This window comes from Pseudoduganella sp. HUAS MS19 (assembly GCF_053615455.1).
The window spans coordinates 5,638,578-5,658,141 of sequence record NZ_CM132133.1; the positions used below are offsets into that span (position 1 = coordinate 5,638,578).

Here is a 19,564-nt window from a genome sequence, read left to right on the forward strand (position 1 = left end):
ATGAACGAAGTTCGCATCTCCACTGCCGAAGGCGCCGAAGCCTCCATTTCCCTGTTCGGTGCACATCTGATGTCGTGGAAGACTGCGGACGGCAAGGAACGCCTGTTCCTGAGCCAGCGCTCAGCGCTCGACGGCAGCGCTGCCGTCCGCGGCGGCGTACCTGTCATCTTCCCGCAATTTGCCACCCGCGGCGACGGCCTGCGCCACGGCTTCGCCCGCACCTCCACCTGGCGCATCGTGGAGCAGGCCAATGACTGGGCCGAACTGGAGCTGGCGCAAACCGACCTGTCGCGCAACCACTTCCAATCCTGGCCGCGCGCGTTTGAATTGCGCCTGCGCTTCGAGCTGAAGGCCAATGCGCTGGCCATCAGCTACACCGTTCGCAACACAGGCCAGCAGGACTTCAGCTGGGCCGGTGCACTGCACACCTATTTCGCGGTCGCCGAATTCGAGCAGGCCACGCTGGACGGCATGCCCTTCAGCGGTGCGCTGGACGATATCCGCCCCGGCACACCGCAGCTTCTCCTCGACACCGGCGCCGGCCGGCTGCAGCTGGAACAGCAAGGCTTTTCGGAATGGGTAGTCTGGAATCCGGGGGCGGAAGGCGCGGCAGCGACCGCCGACATGGACGACGGCGACCACCGCCGTTTCGTCTGCATCGAACCTGCCCGGGTAGACAAGCAAGTGCTGCAGGCCGGTGCCGGATGGACCGGCCTTCACACCATCAGTTTGATTCCTTGATCATGCGGCCGGAGCTGGCCTGGATCGGACGTGCATTGAATGGATAAAGACGGCTGAACAAGGCCAGTTGCGCAGGCGAGGCCTGCACCGGCTCCTTCATCACCAGCCACAGCACGCCTTCGGTGCACGGCGGCGTGGTCAGCGAGCCCATAAAGGTGTAGTAGTCGCGGCGTTGCGGCAGCAGGTCGTTGGGGTCCAGCACGATGCTTGGCGTGGCCGTATCGCCTTTCTCCAGCGGCAGGTTGTTCCACACGGTCTGGATGGTCGGTTGCGGCTTGCCGCGCTCGAGCAGCAGCGCCAGCACCGCCAGCCTGCCTTCCGGATCCTTGTGCACCAGGTGCACCACCATTTCGAAGCCCTTGCCGTTGACGCGCTCCTCGGCCGGGCGGTGGAAGTGGAACTGCTGCAGCTCGTAGGTGCGGCCAGCCACGCTCAGGTAATTGCCCGGGCCAACCATCACCTGCACGGTATGCCCGTTGTCGGTCACATTGAAACCGGATGGACGGTAATCGAAGGCGATCTGCTCCAGGTCCACCTTCATGCCGTCACGGATATCGATCGGCGACTGGCGGCTGCCGCTTGAGCATTTCGCCCAATCCGAATTGATCTTGGACCAGTTGGCCGGGCCATGTTCACCCTCATAGGTCCAATGGGTGCCATAGACGCGCGGCGGCGGGGCCTTGGCGGCGACTTGGGCAGCGGCAGCCTTGGTGGCTTTCTGCTTGCGTGCCTTCTCCGCAGCGGCAAGGCGGGCGGCCTGATTGGCACGCATTTCGGCCAGGCGCTGGGCGATCTTCTCCGACAATTCCGCTTCCGCGCGCGCCTCTTCCTCGCGCTGGGTTGCGGCCGATGCGGCCGGCTTTTTGCGTACCGGCGGCACATACTTCGGGCCGCTGGCCGCACTGGCTTCCTTTTCAACGTTCGCCTTGTCGGCCGCAGCGGCAGCGGCCAAGTTGGGGCGAATGCTCGGCACGCCTTTCGACGGCGGGATGACGGGATCGGCGGCGCCTGCTGTCCCGATGACAAGACAACAGGCCGACAGGGCGATCAAGTTACGCATGTTAAATCCGGAGGAGAGACTGTTTCTCCGGTTAACGGTTGCGCTGGGGGAAAACTTGAGTGCGGCTTAACGCTTGAGTACGCGGCGGCCCAGTTTCCAGGCAGCGCCCAGTGCCATCGGCACCACGGCCGCGCTGACGCCCACCAGCACGATGGCGCTCAGGTGGTCACGCACCCAGGGGGTGTTGCCGAAGATATAACCGGCCACGCAAAGCGACACCACCCAGGCTATGGCGCCGACAAAGTTAAACAGCTGGAAGCGGCCATGGGTCATGTCCGACACCCCGGCCACAAACGGCGCGAAGGTGCGCACCACGGGGACGAAACGCGCCAGGATGATGGTCTTGCCGCCATGTTTTTCGAAGAATTCGTGGGTGCGGTTCAGCGCATCCTTGTTGATCCACCGGTAATCATGGGTAAACACGCGCTGGCCGATCGCCTCGCCTATCCAGTAATTGGTCGTATTGCCCAGGATTGCGGCAGTGGTCAGCAGGAACATCAGCAGGCCCAGATGCATGTCGCCGGTGGCGCAGAAGGCGCCGGCAATGAACAGCAGCGTATCGCCAGGGAAGAAGAACAGTACCACCAGGCCGGTCTCGCAGAAGACGATGGCAAACAGCAGTGCATATACATATACGCCGTACTGCGCGATCAGGGTGCCCATCGCGCGGTCTACGTGAACCAGCATGTCCAGCAATTGAACGAAATCCATTATTTATCCCAAAAAGGTTGCGGCGGGAATCATACCAAACTGTCCATCTTACAGGCTAAAATTCCCCGGCAACTTAGAACCCGCTTAGAACCCCACAAAGGAGACATTTGTGAAGTCCACCATGCTCGCCGCCTTCGCGTTGGCCTCACCCCTGGCCGCCATGGCCGCGCCCGCGAAAGAATTGCCGCCCAAGCCGACCGTCAGCGACATCATCAAGGCCGCGCCAGCGGCGCACTGGCGCCAGCTCGACCCGGCCAACACCCTGTACATGGACCTGCCGGCGGGCCGCGTGATCATTGAACTGGCGCCGGCCTTCGCGCCCAACCACGCCGCCAATATCCGCACCCTGGCCAGGGAAGGCTACTGGGACGGCCTGTGGATTTATCGCACGCAGGACAATTTCGTGGTGCAGTGGGGCGATCCGCGCGAGGACAAGCCAAAGGCGATCGGCACCGCCAAGGCCCGGCTGGAGCAGGAATTCACGGTAGCGATGAAAAACGACAGCCAGTTCACCCGCCTGCCGGACAAGGACGGCTATGCGCCGCAAGTTGGCCATTCAAATGGATTCCCGTCCGCACGCGACCCGAAAACGGGCCAAGCCTGGCTGGCGCATTGCTACGGTATGGTCGGCGTGGCGCGCGGCAATGAATCGGACAGCGGCAATGGCGGCACCCTGTATACCGTGATCGGCAATTCCCCACGCCACCTGGACCGCAACATCACCGTGGTGGGGCGCATCGTCAGCGGCATGCCGCTGCTGTCCGTGCTGCCGCGCGGCCCGGCGCCGATGGGCATGATCGAGAAAGAGGACCAATGGGTGCCGCTCAAATCGGTCAGGCTGGCAGCCGACGTGCCGGAAGCGGAACGTTCGAAGTTCGAAGTGATGCGCACCGAGTCGGCCAGCTTCAAGTCGGTGGCCGAAGCGCAGCGCAACCGCGGCGGCCCCTGGACCAAATACGCCGCCGGCCATGTCGACCTGTGCAACGTCCCCATCCCCGTGCGCGAAGTGAAATAAGGCAAATGTCCACCTTGGGGTCAGGAACAGAAGTGGACATTGTCCACTTCTGTTCCTGACCCCAAGGTGGACATTATAATGTGGCAATGAACGCGCCGACCCCACCGCGCCCGATCCGGGCCCTTCCTGACCAACTGATTTCCCAGATCGCCGCGGGCGAGGTAGTGGAACGCCCATCGGCTGTTGTCAAAGAGCTCCTGGAAAACGCCCTGGACGCCGGTTCGACCCAGGTCACCGTGCGGCTGGAAGAAGGCGGCGTCAAACGCATTTGCATTACTGACAACGGCCGCGGCATCCCGCCCGACCAGATGCCATTGGCCCTGGCACGCCACGCGACCTCGAAAATCGCCTCGCTGGATGACCTGGAAAACGTCGGCACCCTTGGCTTCCGCGGCGAAGCCCTGGCTTCGATCGCCTCCGTGGCGGCAGTCACCCTCACCTCCCGCACCGCCGACGGCGCCCATGCATGGGAACTGGAAGGCTCGCACGAAGGCACGGTGGTGCCATCCTCCGGCGCTCCCGGCACAACAATCGACGTGCGCGACTTGTATTTCAACACGCCGGCGCGGCGCAAGTTCCTGAAATCCGAGCAAACCGAATTCGGCCACTGCGCGGAGGTCGTACGCCGCATCGCCCTGGCCCGCCCTGACGTATCGTTCACGTTAAGCCACAACGGCAAGACTGTCGACCACTGGATGGTCAGCGACATGGCCAAGCGTAGCGCCCAGATCCTGGGCAGCAATTTCGAGGAGGCCCGCCTGGCGCTGGACGAAGGTTCCGGCGTGCTGCGCATCCACGGCTTCGCCGGCCTGCCGACCGCCTCCAAGGGCCGTGCCGACAGCCAGTACTTTTACGTCAACGGCCGCTTCGTGCGCGACAAGCTGCTGGTGCATGCCGTACGCGCCGCCTATGAAGACGTGCTGCATGGCGACCGCTATCCATCCTATGTGCTGGCGCTCGACCTCGATCCCGCGCTGGTCGACGTCAATGTGCACCCGTCGAAGATCGAAGTGCGTTTCCGCGACAGCCGTGCCGTGCACCAGTTCGTGTTCCACGCCGTACAGCGCGCGCTGGCTGCTACCTCAGCCACCTCGCACGGCAGCGTGCCTTCGCCACTGCCGGCCGCGGACAACCTGCAGGCCTCGGGTCCCGTCTGGCGCCCGCAGCAGCAGACCAGCTTCGGCTCGATCCTGAACCCGGAATATCGGCCAACTTTCTCGCCATCGCCATTCGGCGGCGCAGGCAGCGGCGGCGTGGCCCAGAGCACGGAACGCTACGGCGCCCTGTGGTCGAACGACCCGCGCGACAATTTCGTTCCCGGTGCGACGGCAGCGGACGGCGGCAATGGCTTCCGCGCCTCTTCCGATTACACGCTGCCGCAAGCGGCACCGATCGCCGCCTCGTCGGCGCAAATGGCCGGCGAGGAGTTCCCACTCGGCTTCGCGCTGGCGCAACTGCATGGCATCTACATCCTGGCCCAGAACAGCAAGGGCCTGGTGCTGGTCGACATGCATGCGGCGCACGAACGCATCCTGTACGAGCAGCTGAAGAACGCGCTGGACGCCCAGATCGACGGCACTGAAATGTCGGTGCAGAACCTGCTGATTCCCGTCACCTTCTACGCCGATGCAGTGGAAGTTGGCACCGTGCAGGAGCACGGCGACACGCTGAAAACCCTTGGCTTTGACATTGCCGTCATGTCGCCCACCACGCTGGCCGTGCGCGCCGTCCCCGCCCTGCTGAAGAACGCCGATGCGCAAACCCTGGCGCGCGACGTGATCCGCGACGTACGGGAGTATGGCGGCTCGCGCGTGCTGATCGAGCGCCGCAATGAGCTGCTCGGCACCCTCGCCTGCCACACCGCGGTGCGCGCCAACCGCATCCTGGCTGTGCCGGAAATGAATGCACTGCTGCGCCATATGGAAGCGACCGAACGCGCCGACCAGTGCAACCATGGCCGCCCGACCTGGGTCCAGATCGACATCAACGCGCTGGATAAACTTTTCCTGCGCGGGCAGTAGAACGGGCAGCAGGCTATGAACGAGCAGTCCAACAAGCGCCCGCTGGCGGTCGCCATCATGGGGCCGACCGCGTCCGGCAAGACCGCCGCCGCGCTGGCCATCGCACAGCAGGTCCCGTGCGAAATCATCTCCGTCGATTCCGCGCTGGTGTACCGCGGCATGGACATCGGCACCGCCAAGCCTTCGAAAGAAGAACTGGCCGCCGTGCCGCACCACCTGATCGACATCATCGACCCGCTGGACTCTTATTCGGTCGCCCAGTTCCGCACCGACACGCTGCGCCTGGCCGCTGAAATCAGCGCACGCGGCAAGATCCCGCTGCTGGTCGGCGGCACCATGCTGTATTACAAAGGTCTGGCCGACGGCCTGGACGACCTGCCCGGCGCGGACGCAGCGCTGCGCGCACAGCTGGACGAGGAAGCAGCCCGCATCGGCTGGCCCGCCATGCACGCGCGTCTGGCGCAAGTCGATCCCGAAACTGCCGCCCGCCTCAAGCCAGCCGACGCGCAGCGCATCCAGCGCGCACTGGAGATCCACGCCCTGTCCGGCAGGCCGATGTCCGAGCTGCTGGCCCAGCGCGCGAAGGAAGAACTGCCCTTCGACCTGGTGTCGTTCGCGCTCGAACCATCCGACCGCGCCTGGCTGCACGAGCGCATTGCGCGCCGCTTCGACATCATGCTCGATACGGGCTTCCTCGACGAAGTGAAGACCCTGCGCGCGCGCGGCGACCTGCACCTTGGCCTGCCATCGATCCGCTGCGTGGGCTACCGCCAGGCCTGGGAATACCTGGATGGCAGCATCGACTACGCGACGATGCGTGAAACCGGCATCATCGCCACCCGCCAACTATGTAAGCGCCAGCTAACCTGGCTGCGCGCGATGCCTGACCGGATCGTGGTCGACTGCTGCGCCGCGGACGCCAGCGGGCAATTGCAACAGCAAGTGCTTGCAAAAATCGCCACAGCGTAATCCATCCTTGACAGATCGCCGGCCGACACCGATAATGCTGGCCTTGCGGTGATATAGCTCAGTTGGTTAGAGCATAGCATTCATAATGCTAGGGTCGGTGGTTCAAGTCCACCTATCACCACCAAAGGATTCAGCGAGAACCCGCAATGCACCCGGTGCACTGCGGGTTTTTCGTTTTCTCAGCGCTCACGCGCAGCGTGGCGCAACACCTGGGTAACCGGCTCCAGCAGATATTCCAGGGGCGTGCGCCGCGCCCCTTCGATATAGACTTCCGCCGGCATCCCCGCCAGCAGTTTCAGGTCGCCCGCCCTGGCCAACGACGCCGGAGCGGCCTCCACCAATACGGAGTAATAGGGAGCGTCCGTGGCGCGGTCGACCAGGCGATCGGCCGAAATGTAAATTACCTTGCCGCGTACCAGTTGCGTAGTGCGGTAGTTGAATGCGGTGAAGCGGATGTCGGCCGGCTGGCCACGCGCAATGCGGCTGATGTCATCCGGGCGTATCCGCGCCTCCGTCACCAGGCGCGCGTCATCCGGCACGATGTCGGCGATCGTTTCGCGCGGCGCGATGACCGCACCGGGCACCGGATACTTCAGCCCAATGACTTCGCCGCTGGCCGGTGCGATAATGACCTGGCGCGCAGAAGCATCCGCCGACTTGCGCTGCTCCTGCTCAATCTCGGACAGGCGCGCGGTCGCCACCTTGAGCTGGTCGCTTGCCTGCTGTCTGTACTCGCCCTGCAGCGCACTCACCCGCAAGTCAATGTCAACCATGCGCTGCTGCGCACGCGCCAGCTCCGAGCGCCGCTCTTCAAGCTTGACCCCATAGTCGGCAACTGCCCCTTCGATCTGGGCGATTCGCGTGGCGGAAACAAAGCCGTCCTTACGCAGCTTGTTGTTGGTGTCCAGCTCTACCCTCTGGAATTTCATCGATTCGCCAGCCTGCACGATCTGCGCGCGCAGTGCGACGACCTCCTGCGCCACCCTGTCCCGCTGCGAATGCAGCAGCCGCACCTGTTCCACCAGGGCGTCGCGCCTTGCGGCAAACAACGCCCATTCCTTGCGGACCTGCTCGGCCAGGCGCTGATCGAGCTTCGCGGCCGCCGCTACATCTGCCGGGAAATCCAACGAGTGCTGCATGCCTTGCTCGGCCTCGAGGCGCGCCAGGCTGGCACGCTCCGCCTTGACCCGATAGTCCAGCCGGTTCTTGTCGGCATCGACTGACACATCACCAAGCACCAGCAGGGGTTCGCCCTGCCGCACGCGCTGGCCATCGCGCGCCAGCACCTGACGCACGATGCCGCCCTCCGCGTGCTGCACGGGCCTTCGGTTCAGGTCCACCTTCACATACGCCTGCGCCACTACCGCTGACGACAGGGGCGCGAACGTCATCCAGGCCGTTAGCGGCAGCAGCCCGAGGATCACCACAGCCAGGCCCCAATTGGCCAGGCGACGCGTTTCGCTGACAAGCAGTTGCAAGGAATTGCTTGCTGTCACCTTATGCAATGCGCTTTCCATCATGCCCTCCCTTCCGCGACGCGCGGCATTGCCACCACCTGCGCACCCGCCCTGCCCTGGCCAGGTTGTATCGCCTGCATGACCTCCGCCACGGTGCCGAAGTGCTGGACGCGGCCGGCGTCGAGGACCAGCATCTTGTCCATGTGCTGCACCAGCGTGCTGCGATGCGTGACAACGACCACGGTTACCTGCCCGCTCAGCGCTTTCAACGCATCGGCGAGCGCCAGTTCACCGGCCCCATCGAGATTGGAATTGGGCTCGTCCAGCACCAGCAATTTTGGATCGCCGTATAAGGCGCGCGCCAAGGCGATGCGCTGCCGCTGGCCGGGCGACAGCATCACGCCCATGCCGTCGATCTGCGTGTCGTAGCCTTGCGGCAGGCTCAGGATCAACGCATGCACGCCGGCGCGTTGCGCCGCCAGCACCACCTTTTCCGAATCGACCTCGCCCAGCCGTGCGATATTGTCCGCCACCGTGCCTGGAAACAGCTCAACGTCTTGAGGAAGATAGCCGAGCCAGGGTCCGAGCTCCTGGCGCGGCCACTGGGCCAGGTCGACGCCGTCCAGCCGTACCGTCCCCGCATTCGGCGGCCAGAGCCCGGTCAGCAGACGCGCCAGCGTCGACTTGCCGGCGCCGCTGGCGCCTACCACGGCCAGCGATTCACCTGGCTCCAGGCTGAATGTGACATTGGCCAGGATCATCCGCTCGCTTTGCGGCAGGCGGAATACCAGCCCCTGCGCCTGCAGCCGGCCGCTGGGCGCGGGCAGCTTCATCCGCTCCGGCTGCACAGCGGCGGCCAGCAACTCGGACAAGCGCGCGAAACCCAAACGTGCCTCGGCCAGGGTACGCCAGCTGCCGACCACCTGCTCCACCGGCGACAAAGCCCGCCCCAGCAGCACCGTGGTCGCCACCAGGATGCCTGCTGTGCCCTCGCCGCTGATGACCAGATAAGCACCCAGCGCCTGCACCATGACCTGTACCAGTTGCCGCGTCATGCGGGTGATGGCAGCCATTGCCACCGACTTGCGCGCGGTCGCCCCCTGCAGCTTTGAGACCTTGGCGCTCTGGCTCTGCCAGCGCCCGATCAACGCGTCGGCCATGCCGAGCGACTGCACCACTTCCGCATTGTGCAGGGACGATTCAAGATAGCGCGTGGCTTTGGCTGCCTCCATTTGCAGCGTTTCGATGCCGCGCCGGGTAATGCGGTCGTTGATCAAGGCCAGGAACAGCATCAGCACCGAAGCACCTGCCGCCGCAGCGCCAAGCAGCGGGTGGGCCAGCCAGATGACTGCGACATACACGGCGGCCCACGGCGTATCGAACAGCGCCAACAAGCCTTGCGCAGAAAAAAGGTTGCGCAATGCCGCCACATCGCGCAAACCCTCGGATGCAGCCCGCTCGGCGCGGCGCGCCGACCTCTCCAGCATCACCTTGGCGACAAGCGGCGCCAATTGCTCGGCAATCAGGTTGCCAATTACGCCCTGCAAGCGGCTGCGCAGGTAATCTAGCATCAGCATCAAGCCAAGGGCGATCACCATGCCCAGCAAGAGCAGCAGCAAAGTTTCCTCGCTCTGACTGGTTAGCACGCGGTCAAAGACTTGCAGCATGAAGAGCGCAGGAGCCAGCAGCAAGAGGTTGACGATGAAAGAAAATGCCGCGACAACCAAGAGCGGGCGTTTAATGATTTCAAAGAGCGGTTTCATGATTGGCCCCGTCCCGTTGGCAGATCAGGAACCGATCTTGATGTCGTTCTGGTTGAATGTGTCGGCCGGATTGTCCAGCGTCAGCGTTGCGAACAAGATGCGGTTAGCGGCGCCTAGCCCGTCCGGATCGTAGAAAAGGTTACCCGTGATGCTATCGAAAATCACCCTCACTCCGGCGGCCATGGCATCCGATGCGCCTCCACCTGCTGACGCCGCGAACTCGGACGAGGATAACGAACTGCCTGCGCTCGTAGCAATACCGCTAAAGGTGGTCCGCGACAGTTCGATCCAATCACCGCTCGCCGTCGATCCAGACGCATTGAAGTCAGTTACCGAATCGGCCGCATGGGGAGCTGCATCGAAAACGAAAGTGTCACGGCCGGTGCCGCCGGTAAGCACATCGGCACCCGCTCCGCCGATGATCCGGTCATCGCCGCCGTTACCGAAGAGAAGATCGTTACCGGCAGAGCCATTCAAGGTGTCGGCCGCATTGCCTGTCCCGCCAATGAATACGTCTCCTGCAGCACCGCCTGTCAAGTTATCCGATCCACCTCCAGCATCGATATACGAGGCTTGGTAAGTGCCGGCGGAACTAAGGTCGATCGTATCGCCACTGCTGTTGCTGTTGGTCGTGGTCCGGATATCAATCGTTACCGAAGCTGTCGCGCTGCCTCCGGCGCCGTCCGCTACCGTGTACACGAAGCTGCCCGACGTCGCGCTGTTGCTGCTTGTAAAGCTGATTGTGCCTGTGCTGGCATTCAGGGTGAGGCCAGTGATGCCGGTGCCGCCACTGACGCCCGTGATTACCAGGGCATTGCCGTCTGCATCGGTATCATTACCGAGCAACACACTGGTCGACATTGTGACGAGGGTGTTGTTGGAGACGATGATACGGTCGCCTGCACCGACAGGCGCCACGTTAATTGCGTCGACAGTAATGCCTGCGGTATCGGTCCCAGTCGAAAATGCCGAGCTGCCGCCGTTGACAGAAGTATCGGCTCTAGTTCCTGCCGTGCCGCTGGTGCCATCCCAGGCACGGAAAGTCACGCCATCGCTGACAGTTCCATTGAAATTCGAGGTTCCCTGGAAGTAGATCCGGGTATTCGCGTCCGCCGATAACAACAATGCGGAAGAATTCGAAACGTTGCCCACAGCCGCCCAGGTGCTGCCGCCATTAGTGGAATACCACCATGTTCCGTTAGCGGTGTTCGTTCCGGTCAACGCTACACCGGTCACTGCATTGTGGTCTGCATCGGTCACGTTATCCAGTCCGCCTGGGGGAGCTAAATCGACCAAGTCGGAGACAAGCGAACCTGCCGCGCCACTCGGTGCCCCAGCATTCTGGAGAACCCTTGCCAGGACAGGTGTCGCTGCGGAGACCAATACTGGCGCATCGTTAATTCCGGTTACGGTGAATGTCAGCGATTGCGCAACAGTCGCGCTGCCGTCGGACACGCCATAGCTTACCATTATGTCCTTAGTTTCACCGGAGGCCAGGCTTTGATAGCTTGTGTGGCCGGGATCCATCGTAAAACTGTGAGTCGCGGCGTCATAGGTGACACCATCTGGCAGCGTGGCCGGCACCGCCACCACCCCAAGCACTGCGCCATGATCCACATCCGATGCATTGACCAGTGCGTTGAGCGTCACTGCCACACCGTCTTCAGTCGCATTGCCAGTCACGGCCCCCGTCACCACCGGCGCATCATTGGTGCCGGTGACCGTGAACGTCACAGATGCAGGCATGGCCGTGATGCCATCCGACACCTGATAGCTGACTGTCACTTCTTTCTCCTGCCCCTGAGCAAGGCTCTGATAGGCCGCATGGCTGGGGTCTAACGTAAAACTGCGCGTCCCGGCGTCATAGCTGACGCCCGCTGGCAGAACACCCGGCACCGACGCCACCATGAGTGTCGTGCCGGCATCCACATCCGAGGCATTGGCCAGTGCATCGAGCGTCACTACCACACCATCTTCAGTCACATTGCCAGTCACGGCCCCCGTCACCACCGGCGCATCATTGGTGCCGGTGACCGTGAACGTCACAGATGCAGGCATGGCCGTGATGCCATCCGACACCTGATAGCTGACTGTCACTTCTTTCTCCTGCCCCTGAGCCAGGCTCTGATAGGCGGCATGGCTGGGGTTCAACGTAAAACTGTGCGTCCCGGCGTCATAGCTGACGCCCGCTGGCAGAACATCCGGCACCGACGCCACCATGAGTGTCGTGCCCGAATCAACATCCGATGCATTGGCCAATGCATCGAGCGTCACTACCACACCATCTTCAATCGCATTGCCAGTCACGGCGCCCGTCACCACCGGCGCATCATTGGTGCCGGTGACCTTGAACGTCACAGATGCAGGCGTGGCCGTGATGCCATCCGACACCTGATAGCTGACCGTCACCTCCTGCTCCTGCCCCTGAGCCAGGCTCTGATAGGCGGCATGGCTGGGGTCCAACGTAAAACTGTGCGTCCCGGCGTCATAGCTGACGCCCGCTGGCAGAACATCCGGCACCGACGCCACCATGAGTGTCGTGCCCGAATCAACATCCGATGCATTGGCCAATGCATCGAGCGTCACTACCACACCATCTTCAGTCACATTGCCAGTCACGGCGCCCGTCACCACCGGCGCGTCATTGGTGCCGGTGACCTTGAACGTCACAGATGCAGGCGTGGCCGTGATGCCGTCCGACACCTGATAGCTGACCGTCACCTCCTGCTCCTGCCCCTGAGCCAGGCTCTGATAGGCCGCATGGCTGGGGTCCAGCGTAAAACTGTGCGTCGCGGAATCGTAGCTGACGCCCGCTGGCAAAACATCCGGCACCGAATCCACCATGAGTGTCGTGCCGGCATCCACATCCGATGCATTGGCCAGTGCATCGAGCGTCACTGCCATACCATCTTCAGTCACATTGCCAGTCACGGCGCCCGTCACCACCGGCGCATCATTGGTGCCGGTGACCTTGAACGTCACAGATGCAGGCGTGGCCGTGATGCCATCCGACACCTGATAGCTGACCGTCACCTCCTGCTCCTGCCACTGAGCCAGGCTCTGATAGGCCGCATGGCTGGGGTCCAGCGTAAAACTGTGCGTCCCGGCGTCATAGCTGACACCCGCTGGCAGAACATCCGGCACCGACGCCACCATGAGTGTCGTGCCGGCATCCACATCCGATGCATTGGCCAGTGCATCGAGCGTCACTACCACACCATCTTCAGTCACATTGCCAGTCACGGCGCCCGTCACCACCGGCGCGTCATTGGTGCCGGTGACCTTGAACGTCACAGATGCAGGCGTGGCCGTGATGCCGTCCGACACCTGATAGCTGACCGTCACCTCCTGCTCCTGCCCCTGAGCCAGGCTCTGATAGGCGGCATGGCTGGGGTCCAACGTAAAACTGTGCGTCCCGGCGTCATAGCTGACACCCGTTGGCAGAACATACGGCACCGACGCCACCATGAGTGTCGTGCCGGCATCCACATCCGATGCATTGGCCAGTGCATCGAGCGTCACTGCTACACCATCTTCAGTCGCGCTGCCAACCACGGTGCCCGTCACCACCGGCGCGTCATTGGTGCCGGTGACCTTGAACGTCACAGATGCAGGCGTGGCCGTGATGCCATCCGACACCTGATAGCTGACCGTCACCTCCTGCTCCTGCCCCTGAGCCAGGCTCTGATAGGCCGCATGGCTGGGGTCCAGCGTAAAACTGTGCGTCCCGGCGTCATAGCTGACACCCGCTGGCAGAACATCCGGCACCGACGCCACCATGAGTGTCGTGCCGGCATCCACATCCGAGGCATTGGCCAGTGCATCGAGCGTCACTGCTACACCATCTTCAATCGCATTGCCAGTCACGGCGCCCGTCACCACCGGCGCATCATTGGTGCCGGCAATGGTGATCGTTGCGCTCTGAGCTACTGTCGCTCCGTGCACATCCTTGACAAAATAATTGACCACAATGGTACTTTGCGCGCCAGCCGCCAGATGGTCGAAGGCGCTATCTGCAGGATCAACCCTCAGTATGTGCCCCACCAGGCTGACGCCTTCGGGAATGTCGACAACAGACTCCCCGTCGACGACATAGGTAACGCTGTCCACGCCCAACGTTGCGGTCTCGCCGTGGTCGTCGTCACTCGCACCTGCCAATAAATCCACCGAATAGTAACCCGTCCCCTCTGCCGCGCCGGAAGACAGGGTAGAACCAACCACCGGTGCGTCGTTGCTGCCAGTTATGGTGATATCGACGACCTTGACCGCACCGTCCAGGCTTATCACAGTGAAAGTATCAGTCAGCGATTCGCCGAATGCGAGCGCCTGTACATGACTGTTCCCGTTATTCAGCGTGTAAGTCCACACGCCATTTGCAGTAACGCCGTACGTTCCGTAGTTGGTAGCCGTCCCCTCGCTGACAGGTTGGAAAGCATCGTCGGCACCGTTCAGGTCATCCGAGTAAAGATCGCCGCTGACCGTCGATGGTCCGCCACTTGAATTGCCGAATCCTCCAGCCTCACTTACCGTACCTGCCGAATTGCCACTGATAAGTGAAGTGCGGTAGTCGACCGTCGCAAATGCGGTTCCCGACTCTGGCTGCACCATCACGTCCAGCCTTTCCATCATTTGCACGGTCAACGTCGTTGCTCCCGCCGTGCCGGCGCTAAAGGTGAATACGAAATCACTGGCCGATCCATTCGAGACTTCACCCTGCGCACTCACCTTGACCGTCGACAGGAACCGCACATATCGTTCGAGCTCCGATCGCACTGCCGGATCGCACCACTGCTCCCAACTCAACTGAAGCTGAATCACATCCACGCCAGCGCCACCCGTGTACACATCCCTGGCTCCTGCTGCCAGGTTTTCGCTCAGGTTGTAGACCAGCGTATCCTGCCCGGATCCACCGTTAAGTTGGTCGCTGCCGCTGCCACCATCAAGTATGTCGCTGCCAGCGCCGCCATTTAGCGTATCGCTTCCGGCACCGCCATAAATGTAATCGTCGCCGTTTCCGCTGTTGATGGTGTCGCTCCCGCTGGTGCCGCTCAGCGTATCGCTTCCATTAGATCCGGTAATGGTGGCCATGCTCTTCTCCTGACTTCGCCGGCTGACCGACGATAGATGATTAATCGTAAATATTGATACTTTTCATCCAGCTAAATTGATCGCGGGGCATTTATATTTCCCATCAACATCGATATCAATTTAACAGCCGAGAATACGTGAGCGCATGAGAACAATGCCCTCTCTTATCCAGGTGTATCAGCCCATCAATAGACCGCCGGATACAGGGCTTTTGTCACGTTTCGTTCAGGAATTTATCGTTCAGCCGCTCGCATAAGCCTGTCAACAGTTTGGTTGCTTGATAAACAACTGTTGACAGTTCCGGCGGAACGCCTCATAATGCGTGGCTCTGGTGATATAGCTCAGTTGGTTAGAGCATAGCATTCATAATGCTAGGGTCGGTGGTTCAAGTCCACCTATCACCACCAAGATTCATGAGAAGCCTGGCCCGGAAACGGTTCAGGCTTTTTTATTATCTGGAGCCGGCAAGCCGGTCAGGGCTTGGCCGGCAATACGGCATCACTGGACTCTGTAATGAGGATCGGTGCTCCGTTCGCCAAGCCGCAGCATTGCGTCACCACCATAGACTCATTAGATGTGGTCTGAACCAGCAGCGGTCCAGGCCATTTTTGTTTTCCAACCGGTCCGGCAATTGCAGGTCCCTCACCAGGCCTAAGTGTTCCAGGCCGCGCAAAGCCCACCAGCCCGGGTCCCACTCCCCTTCCGCCAACCCAAGCCTCGCCGAATGCGGGAAGGCGTGGTGGTTGTTATGCCAGCTCTCCCCCATCGTCAGAAGTGAAGTCCAGCGGATGTTGCGGCCCTGGACCGCGGCGCCATCGACCTCATACGACATGTCGCCGTGATTATGGGCAAAATAGCCGATCAGCCAATGGCCGGTGACGCCAGCGGCGATGCGTGCGCACACGCCCCAGCACACGAAGGCCCAGCCGCCCCATAAATAGAACAGCACGGCCAGCGGCAACTGCTGCAGCATCCATGTGCGCTCCAGGAACCGGTAAAAGGCGTCGCCGGCAATGCGCTGCTCGATATGGATCGCTGGCGGATTGTCCAGCACCAGCTCGCAATGCAGCTGCCACCATGCGTCGTGCCAGAATCCAGCGCCGTGCCGCAAATATGCGTGACAATCGGATTGGCGTTGAGCGTAGTCCCGCAGCTCATGCTGGCGCAGCAGGCCAATCGGCCCGGCCAGACCAACTTGCACGCCCAGCCAGATCAGCAGGTATTCCAGCCATTTAGGACATGCAAAGCTGTTGTGAATCAACTTGCGATGGCTTCCCAGCGAATGCCCGAACAGCAGCACAAAGGCCGTTGCGATGGCGAACAACACCACCGCTGAGATCAGCGGATATGCCAGCGCACCATATAGCGCGCCGCCGCACATCGCGACCAGCCAGAGCGACTTTACCGGGGAATAGCGCACCTCGCCGACATCCACCGCGGGCAAGCAATCGCTTGCGACCCGATGATTTCTTAAGACGTTGCGAATCTTTCTCATGCCAGCCTCCCTTTTTTGCCACATCCATCGCCCGCGATTCGTGTCTAGGCGAGGGTCCAGCCGGGGAGACTTCGAGTACATGAGCGGTCGCCCCACAATTTAAATATTAACTAATTCGTTAATAGTTGAAATGATTTTTGAGCCCATGTCAAGCATGGCGAGGAACTCAGGGATTTCGCGCCAGCGTCGTCAGGCGTACGACACTGGCGACTTCCTTTCTCAGGTCTCTGCGGCAGGTGCGCCGTTGGAACAGCGCTCAGTGTCCGCTTTTTTTCTGGTAACGAAGACTTCAAGATACTCACCGTCTATCCCAAGGCTTCTGTCCCGGATGATGTAAGTAGTCGTCGTGGCGTCTGACCAGTAGTTCATTAATTCTTCAAAGTCATCCCCATAATCCCACGTCACCAGCGCCCTGCCGTCGCCAACCGGATTGCCGTGGTAGCTTTCTTCCAGCAGGTACTCGATTTGATTGCCAAGCAACCGTGCGCGCGGATAGCTCTTACGCAGCCCCTTGTGCTTGGGGGCTGTAAACACATGCACGCCCCCAGGTTTAAGGACTCGCATAATTTCCCTGGCTGCGCGATCCGGATGAAATATGTGCTCAAAGACATCCTGGGTAATGAAAATATCAAAGGTATGGTCCGGGAACGTCAGGGACTCCAGGTTTTCGCATCGCACCCCGCTGACCAACGTTCCTTCGGTGACTCCCTCGAAATACTGCGAGGACGAATAAGACGCGCAGTACCGCGAAATCAGTTCGTTCGACGGAGAGGACTCGTGTATGTTCTTTTCTTCCCAACCCTTGAAATAGGTATCCAGCACATGCTGGATATGGCGCTGCCGCGGAATGGAAGAACAGTTTGCGCACACATATTGGTCCCGCAGCCACGTTCCCTTCATTACAAAGACCGTCTCCTGCCTGCAGCAGTGGCAGTATCCGGGATTCGTTGACTCGCATACCTCCACAGGTTCGCGAACCAACCTCTCGCGCTCCTCATAAAATTGCGCAACTTCCTGTCTGAGCCGATCACGTTCGATCACAATCGGGCCAAAGACTGGCGATCGTAAGGCCAATGATTTGAAAATTTTTGGATACACTCAGCGCCCCATAGAATCTAAAAGTCTACCTCCGCCGGATAGCATCCTCCCGACTAGCGATGAGGATGAGTTGGCGCTTGTATCAGACTGCGAAACCATGGGCGCACGATGACTGGCCCACTACATTAATAATTATGCAATTGCAGGTGTTGTGTCAAGCAAAACGCCGAATCAGCGCATCAGGGGGGTATCAGGCGCCGGCGATCTGGCCGAAGCCTTCGCGCAGCTCGTCGGCTTCTTCAGGACGGACAACGCGGGCCACTTCCTTGCCGTCTTTCAGGAAGATGACCGTCGGCCACAGTTTGATGCGGAAGGAGCGGCCCAGCGCGCGGCCAGGACCGTCTTCCACCTTGAAGTGAGGGATGTTGGCGTACTCGCGGTAAGCCTCGGCGATGGCCGGCTGGGCGCCACGGCAGTAGCCACACCAGTTGGTGCCGAATTCCAGCACTGCTGGTCCGGTGAGCGCGTCGATGTCGGCCCGGCTAGGCTGCTCTGTCTTGTACACAGTTTCCATCATGCGGCCCACCTTACCACGATCGCGCGGGCTTATGCGCCCGGCTGGATCTTGCCGTCGACCACGCGCGGCACGTTCTGCGGATTGCTGTTGGCCAGGGTCGATGGCAGCGCCCATTCCGGCGCATCCTGGTAGCACACCGGGCGCAGGAAGCGGTCGATCGCCGTCGCACCGACCGAGGTGCTGCGCGGGTCGGAAGTCGACGGGAACGGGCCGCCGTGCACCATGGCATGCGCCACTTCGACGCCGGTCGGGAAGCCGTTGAACAGGATGCGGCCAGCTTTGCGCTCCAGCGTTGGCAGCAGGCCGGCGGCGATTTCGCGGTCGTCGGCCGTGGCGTGCACGGTGGAGGTCAACTGGCCTTCCACATGCTCGGCGATCCGGCGCAGGTCGGCCGCGTCGCGGCAGCGCACCAGCACCGAGCTCGGGCCAAAGTTCTCGTCTTCCAGCGCTGGCGTGGACAGGAAGGTGTCAACGTCGGTGCTGTACAGGTGCGGTTGCGCGGCGCATGCCGTACTGCCTGCGCCGCCTTGCGCCAGCAGTTCCACCTTGTCCAGCGCAGACAGCTTGCCCACCCCGGCTTCGTACGATTTGTGAATGCCAGGGGTCAGCATCGTGGTCGACGGCTTGGCTTGCACCGCGGCCGCAGCAGCTGCGGCAAACTCATTCAGCTCAGGACCTTCCAGCGCGATCAGCAGGCCTGGATTGGTGCAGAACTGTCCAGAGCCCATGGTCAGCGAATCGGCAAAGCCTTGCGCGATGCGTGCGGCGCCAGCTTTCAGCGCACCCGGCAGCAGGAACACCGGATTGATCGATGCCATTTCGGCGTAGACAGGAATCGGTTCCTTGCGGGCCTGGGCGATACGCACCAGTGCCAAACCGCCGCCGCGCGAGCCGGTAAAGCCGACAGCCTTGATGGCAGGATGCGCCACCAGGTCGCCGCCGATCTGTACATCACCGATCACCAGCGAGAACACGCCCTCATGCAGGCCGCAGTCGGCCACGGCTTTCTGGATCGCCTTGCCCACCAGTTCGGAGGTGCCGAGGTGCGCAGGGTGTGCTTTCACAACTACCGGGCAGCCGGCAGCCAGTGCCGATGCGGTATCGCCGCCGGCAACCGAGAACGCCAGCGGGAAGTTGGAAGCCCCGAACACGGCAACCGGGCCGACCCCGATCTTGCGCATGCGCAGGTCGGAGCGTGGCGGTACGCGTTCCGGCAAGGCGGAATCCAGCGTCGCCCCCAGGAACAGGCCATCGCGCACCACCTTGGCGAACAGGCGCAGCTGGTTGACGGTGCGTCCCCGTTCGCCTTCCAGGCGGGCTTGCGGCAAGCCGGATTCCTGCATGGCGCGCTCGATCAGTTGCGGGCCGATGTCGAGGATGTTCTGCGCCACCTGCTCCAGGAATTGCGCGCGCTTTTCCAGCTTGGTTTCGCGGTAGGAGTCGAATGCTTGCGCCGCCAGTTCGCAGGCGCGTTGCAGGTCGGCCGGAGTAGCCATGCCAAATGCTGGCTCGATCTCGGTATTGCGGGCCGGGTCGGTGGCCTTCATCTGGCCTGCGCTGCCCTTGATGGCGGCTTGTCCGATCAACATTTCACCTGCGATCTGCATTCTTTGCTCCTTGATGTAGTGG

Annotated in this window: 13 protein-coding genes and 2 tRNA genes; 6 read left to right on the forward strand and 9 right to left on the reverse strand. The window is 61.8% G+C overall.

Annotated elements, in window-relative coordinates:
* Window positions 1-741, forward strand: coding sequence for a D-hexose-6-phosphate mutarotase (locus ACWBU6_RS25810; RefSeq protein WP_452646186.1), 741 nt, complete (start codon window positions 1-3; stop codon window positions 739-741).
* On the opposite strand, the gene ACWBU6_RS25815 is transcribed toward ACWBU6_RS25810, so the two are convergent.
* A complete protein-coding gene (locus ACWBU6_RS25815; RefSeq protein ID WP_452646187.1) occupies window positions 725-1,801 on the reverse strand; it encodes a carbonic anhydrase in 1,077 nt (358 codons plus the stop codon). The two genes, ACWBU6_RS25810 and ACWBU6_RS25815, sit on opposite strands and share 17 nt — an antisense overlap.
* 66 nt (window positions 1,802-1,867) lie before the next feature.
* Window positions 1,868-2,512: a VTT domain-containing protein gene (locus ACWBU6_RS25820; protein ID WP_452646188.1), complete on the reverse strand. Its 645-nt coding sequence runs from the start codon at window positions 2,510-2,512 to the stop codon at window positions 1,868-1,870.
* Between the two features lie 109 nt (window positions 2,513-2,621).
* On the opposite strand from ACWBU6_RS25820, the gene ACWBU6_RS25825 reads away from it, so the two are divergent.
* From ACWBU6_RS25825 to ACWBU6_RS25840, 4 genes are all read left to right on the forward strand, one after another.
* Entirely contained in the window at window positions 2,622-3,527 is a 906-nt protein-coding gene (locus tag ACWBU6_RS25825; protein ID WP_452646189.1) for a peptidylprolyl isomerase, read from the forward strand.
* An 86-nt stretch (window positions 3,528-3,613) separates the two neighbouring features.
* On the forward strand, window positions 3,614-5,548 hold the full coding sequence (mutL, locus tag ACWBU6_RS25830; protein WP_452646190.1) for a DNA mismatch repair endonuclease MutL: 1,935 nt from the start codon (window positions 3,614-3,616) through the stop codon (window positions 5,546-5,548).
* Window positions 5,549-5,563: 15 nt separating this feature from the next.
* Window positions 5,564-6,517: a tRNA (adenosine(37)-N6)-dimethylallyltransferase MiaA gene (gene miaA, locus ACWBU6_RS25835; RefSeq protein WP_452646191.1), complete on the forward strand. Its 954-nt coding sequence runs from the start codon at window positions 5,564-5,566 to the stop codon at window positions 6,515-6,517.
* Window positions 6,518-6,564: 47 nt separating this feature from the next.
* Window positions 6,565-6,641, forward strand: a tRNA-Met gene (locus ACWBU6_RS25840).
* 55 nt (window positions 6,642-6,696) lie between these two features.
* On the opposite strand, the gene ACWBU6_RS25845 is transcribed toward ACWBU6_RS25840, so the two are convergent.
* From ACWBU6_RS25845 to ACWBU6_RS25855, 3 genes are read right to left on the reverse strand one after another with little or no spacing between them, the layout of a single operon-like run.
* Window positions 6,697-8,037 (reverse strand): HlyD family type I secretion periplasmic adaptor subunit, encoded by a 1,341-nt coding sequence (locus tag ACWBU6_RS25845; RefSeq protein WP_452646192.1) that lies wholly within the window; start codon window positions 8,035-8,037, stop codon window positions 6,697-6,699.
* Window positions 8,034-9,737, reverse strand: coding sequence for a type I secretion system permease/ATPase (locus tag ACWBU6_RS25850; RefSeq protein ID WP_452646193.1), 1,704 nt, complete (start codon window positions 9,735-9,737; stop codon window positions 8,034-8,036). The genes ACWBU6_RS25845 and ACWBU6_RS25850 overlap by 4 nt, the downstream gene beginning before the upstream one ends.
* Window positions 9,738-9,761: 24 nt before the next feature.
* Window positions 9,762-14,825: a beta strand repeat-containing protein gene (locus tag ACWBU6_RS25855; protein WP_452646194.1), complete on the reverse strand. Its 5,064-nt coding sequence runs from the start codon at window positions 14,823-14,825 to the stop codon at window positions 9,762-9,764.
* Between the two features lie 330 nt (window positions 14,826-15,155).
* Here ACWBU6_RS25855 and ACWBU6_RS25860 point away from each other — a divergent pair.
* Window positions 15,156-15,232, forward strand: a tRNA-Met gene (locus ACWBU6_RS25860).
* 146 nt (window positions 15,233-15,378) lie between these two features.
* Here ACWBU6_RS25860 and ACWBU6_RS25865 read toward each other — a convergent pair.
* The 4 genes from ACWBU6_RS25865 to ACWBU6_RS25880 all read right to left on the reverse strand — a co-directional run bounded on the left by ACWBU6_RS25865 (window position 15,379) and on the right by ACWBU6_RS25880 (window position 19,542).
* Window positions 15,379-16,320 carry an acyl-CoA desaturase gene (locus tag ACWBU6_RS25865; RefSeq protein ID WP_452646195.1) on the reverse strand — a complete coding sequence of 314 codons (942 nt, stop codon included), beginning with the start codon at window positions 16,318-16,320 and terminating at the stop codon, window positions 15,379-15,381.
* A gap of 219 nt (window positions 16,321-16,539) precedes the next feature.
* Window positions 16,540-17,220 carry a class I SAM-dependent methyltransferase gene (locus tag ACWBU6_RS25870; protein WP_452646196.1) on the reverse strand — a complete coding sequence of 227 codons (681 nt, stop codon included), beginning with the start codon at window positions 17,218-17,220 and terminating at the stop codon, window positions 16,540-16,542.
* Between the two features lie 388 nt (window positions 17,221-17,608).
* The gene (locus ACWBU6_RS25875; RefSeq protein ID WP_452649620.1) at window positions 17,609-17,932 is read right to left on the reverse strand and encodes a thioredoxin family protein; all 324 of its coding nucleotides are present in this window, start codon (window positions 17,930-17,932) and stop codon (window positions 17,609-17,611) included.
* A gap of 32 nt (window positions 17,933-17,964) precedes the next feature.
* The gene (locus ACWBU6_RS25880; RefSeq protein WP_452646197.1) at window positions 17,965-19,542 is read right to left on the reverse strand and encodes an aldehyde dehydrogenase (NADP(+)); all 1,578 of its coding nucleotides are present in this window, start codon (window positions 19,540-19,542) and stop codon (window positions 17,965-17,967) included.
* Between the last annotated feature and the right edge of the window lie 22 nt (window positions 19,543-19,564).

What these genes read in the sequence shown, in the direction of transcription:
- ACWBU6_RS25810 (WP_452646186.1), top strand. Translation starts at nt 1, where the DNA reads ATGAACGAAGTTCGCATCTCCACTGCCGAAGGCGCCGAAGCCTCCATT.
- ACWBU6_RS25855 (WP_452646194.1), bottom strand. Translation starts at nt 14,825, where the DNA reads ATGGCCACCATTACCGGATCTAATGGAAGCGATACGCTGAGCGGCACC.
- mutL (WP_452646190.1), top strand. Translation starts at nt 3,614, where the DNA reads ATGAACGCGCCGACCCCACCGCGCCCGATCCGGGCCCTTCCTGACCAA.
- ACWBU6_RS25880 (WP_452646197.1), bottom strand. Translation starts at nt 19,542, where the DNA reads ATGCAGATCGCAGGTGAAATGTTGATCGGACAAGCCGCCATCAAGGGC.
- ACWBU6_RS25875 (WP_452649620.1), bottom strand. Translation starts at nt 17,932, where the DNA reads ATGGAAACTGTGTACAAGACAGAGCAGCCTAGCCGGGCCGACATCGAC.
- ACWBU6_RS25815 (WP_452646187.1), bottom strand. Translation starts at nt 1,801, where the DNA reads ATGCGTAACTTGATCGCCCTGTCGGCCTGTTGTCTTGTCATCGGGACA.
- ACWBU6_RS25845 (WP_452646192.1), bottom strand. Translation starts at nt 8,037, where the DNA reads ATGATGGAAAGCGCATTGCATAAGGTGACAGCAAGCAATTCCTTGCAA.
- ACWBU6_RS25850 (WP_452646193.1), bottom strand. Translation starts at nt 9,737, where the DNA reads ATGAAACCGCTCTTTGAAATCATTAAACGCCCGCTCTTGGTTGTCGCG.
- miaA (WP_452646191.1), top strand. Translation starts at nt 5,564, where the DNA reads ATGAACGAGCAGTCCAACAAGCGCCCGCTGGCGGTCGCCATCATGGGG.
- ACWBU6_RS25870 (WP_452646196.1), bottom strand. Translation starts at nt 17,220, where the DNA reads ATGAAGGGAACGTGGCTGCGGGACCAATATGTGTGCGCAAACTGTTCT.
- ACWBU6_RS25865 (WP_452646195.1), bottom strand. Translation starts at nt 16,320, where the DNA reads ATGAGAAAGATTCGCAACGTCTTAAGAAATCATCGGGTCGCAAGCGAT.
- ACWBU6_RS25820 (WP_452646188.1), bottom strand. Translation starts at nt 2,512, where the DNA reads ATGGATTTCGTTCAATTGCTGGACATGCTGGTTCACGTAGACCGCGCG.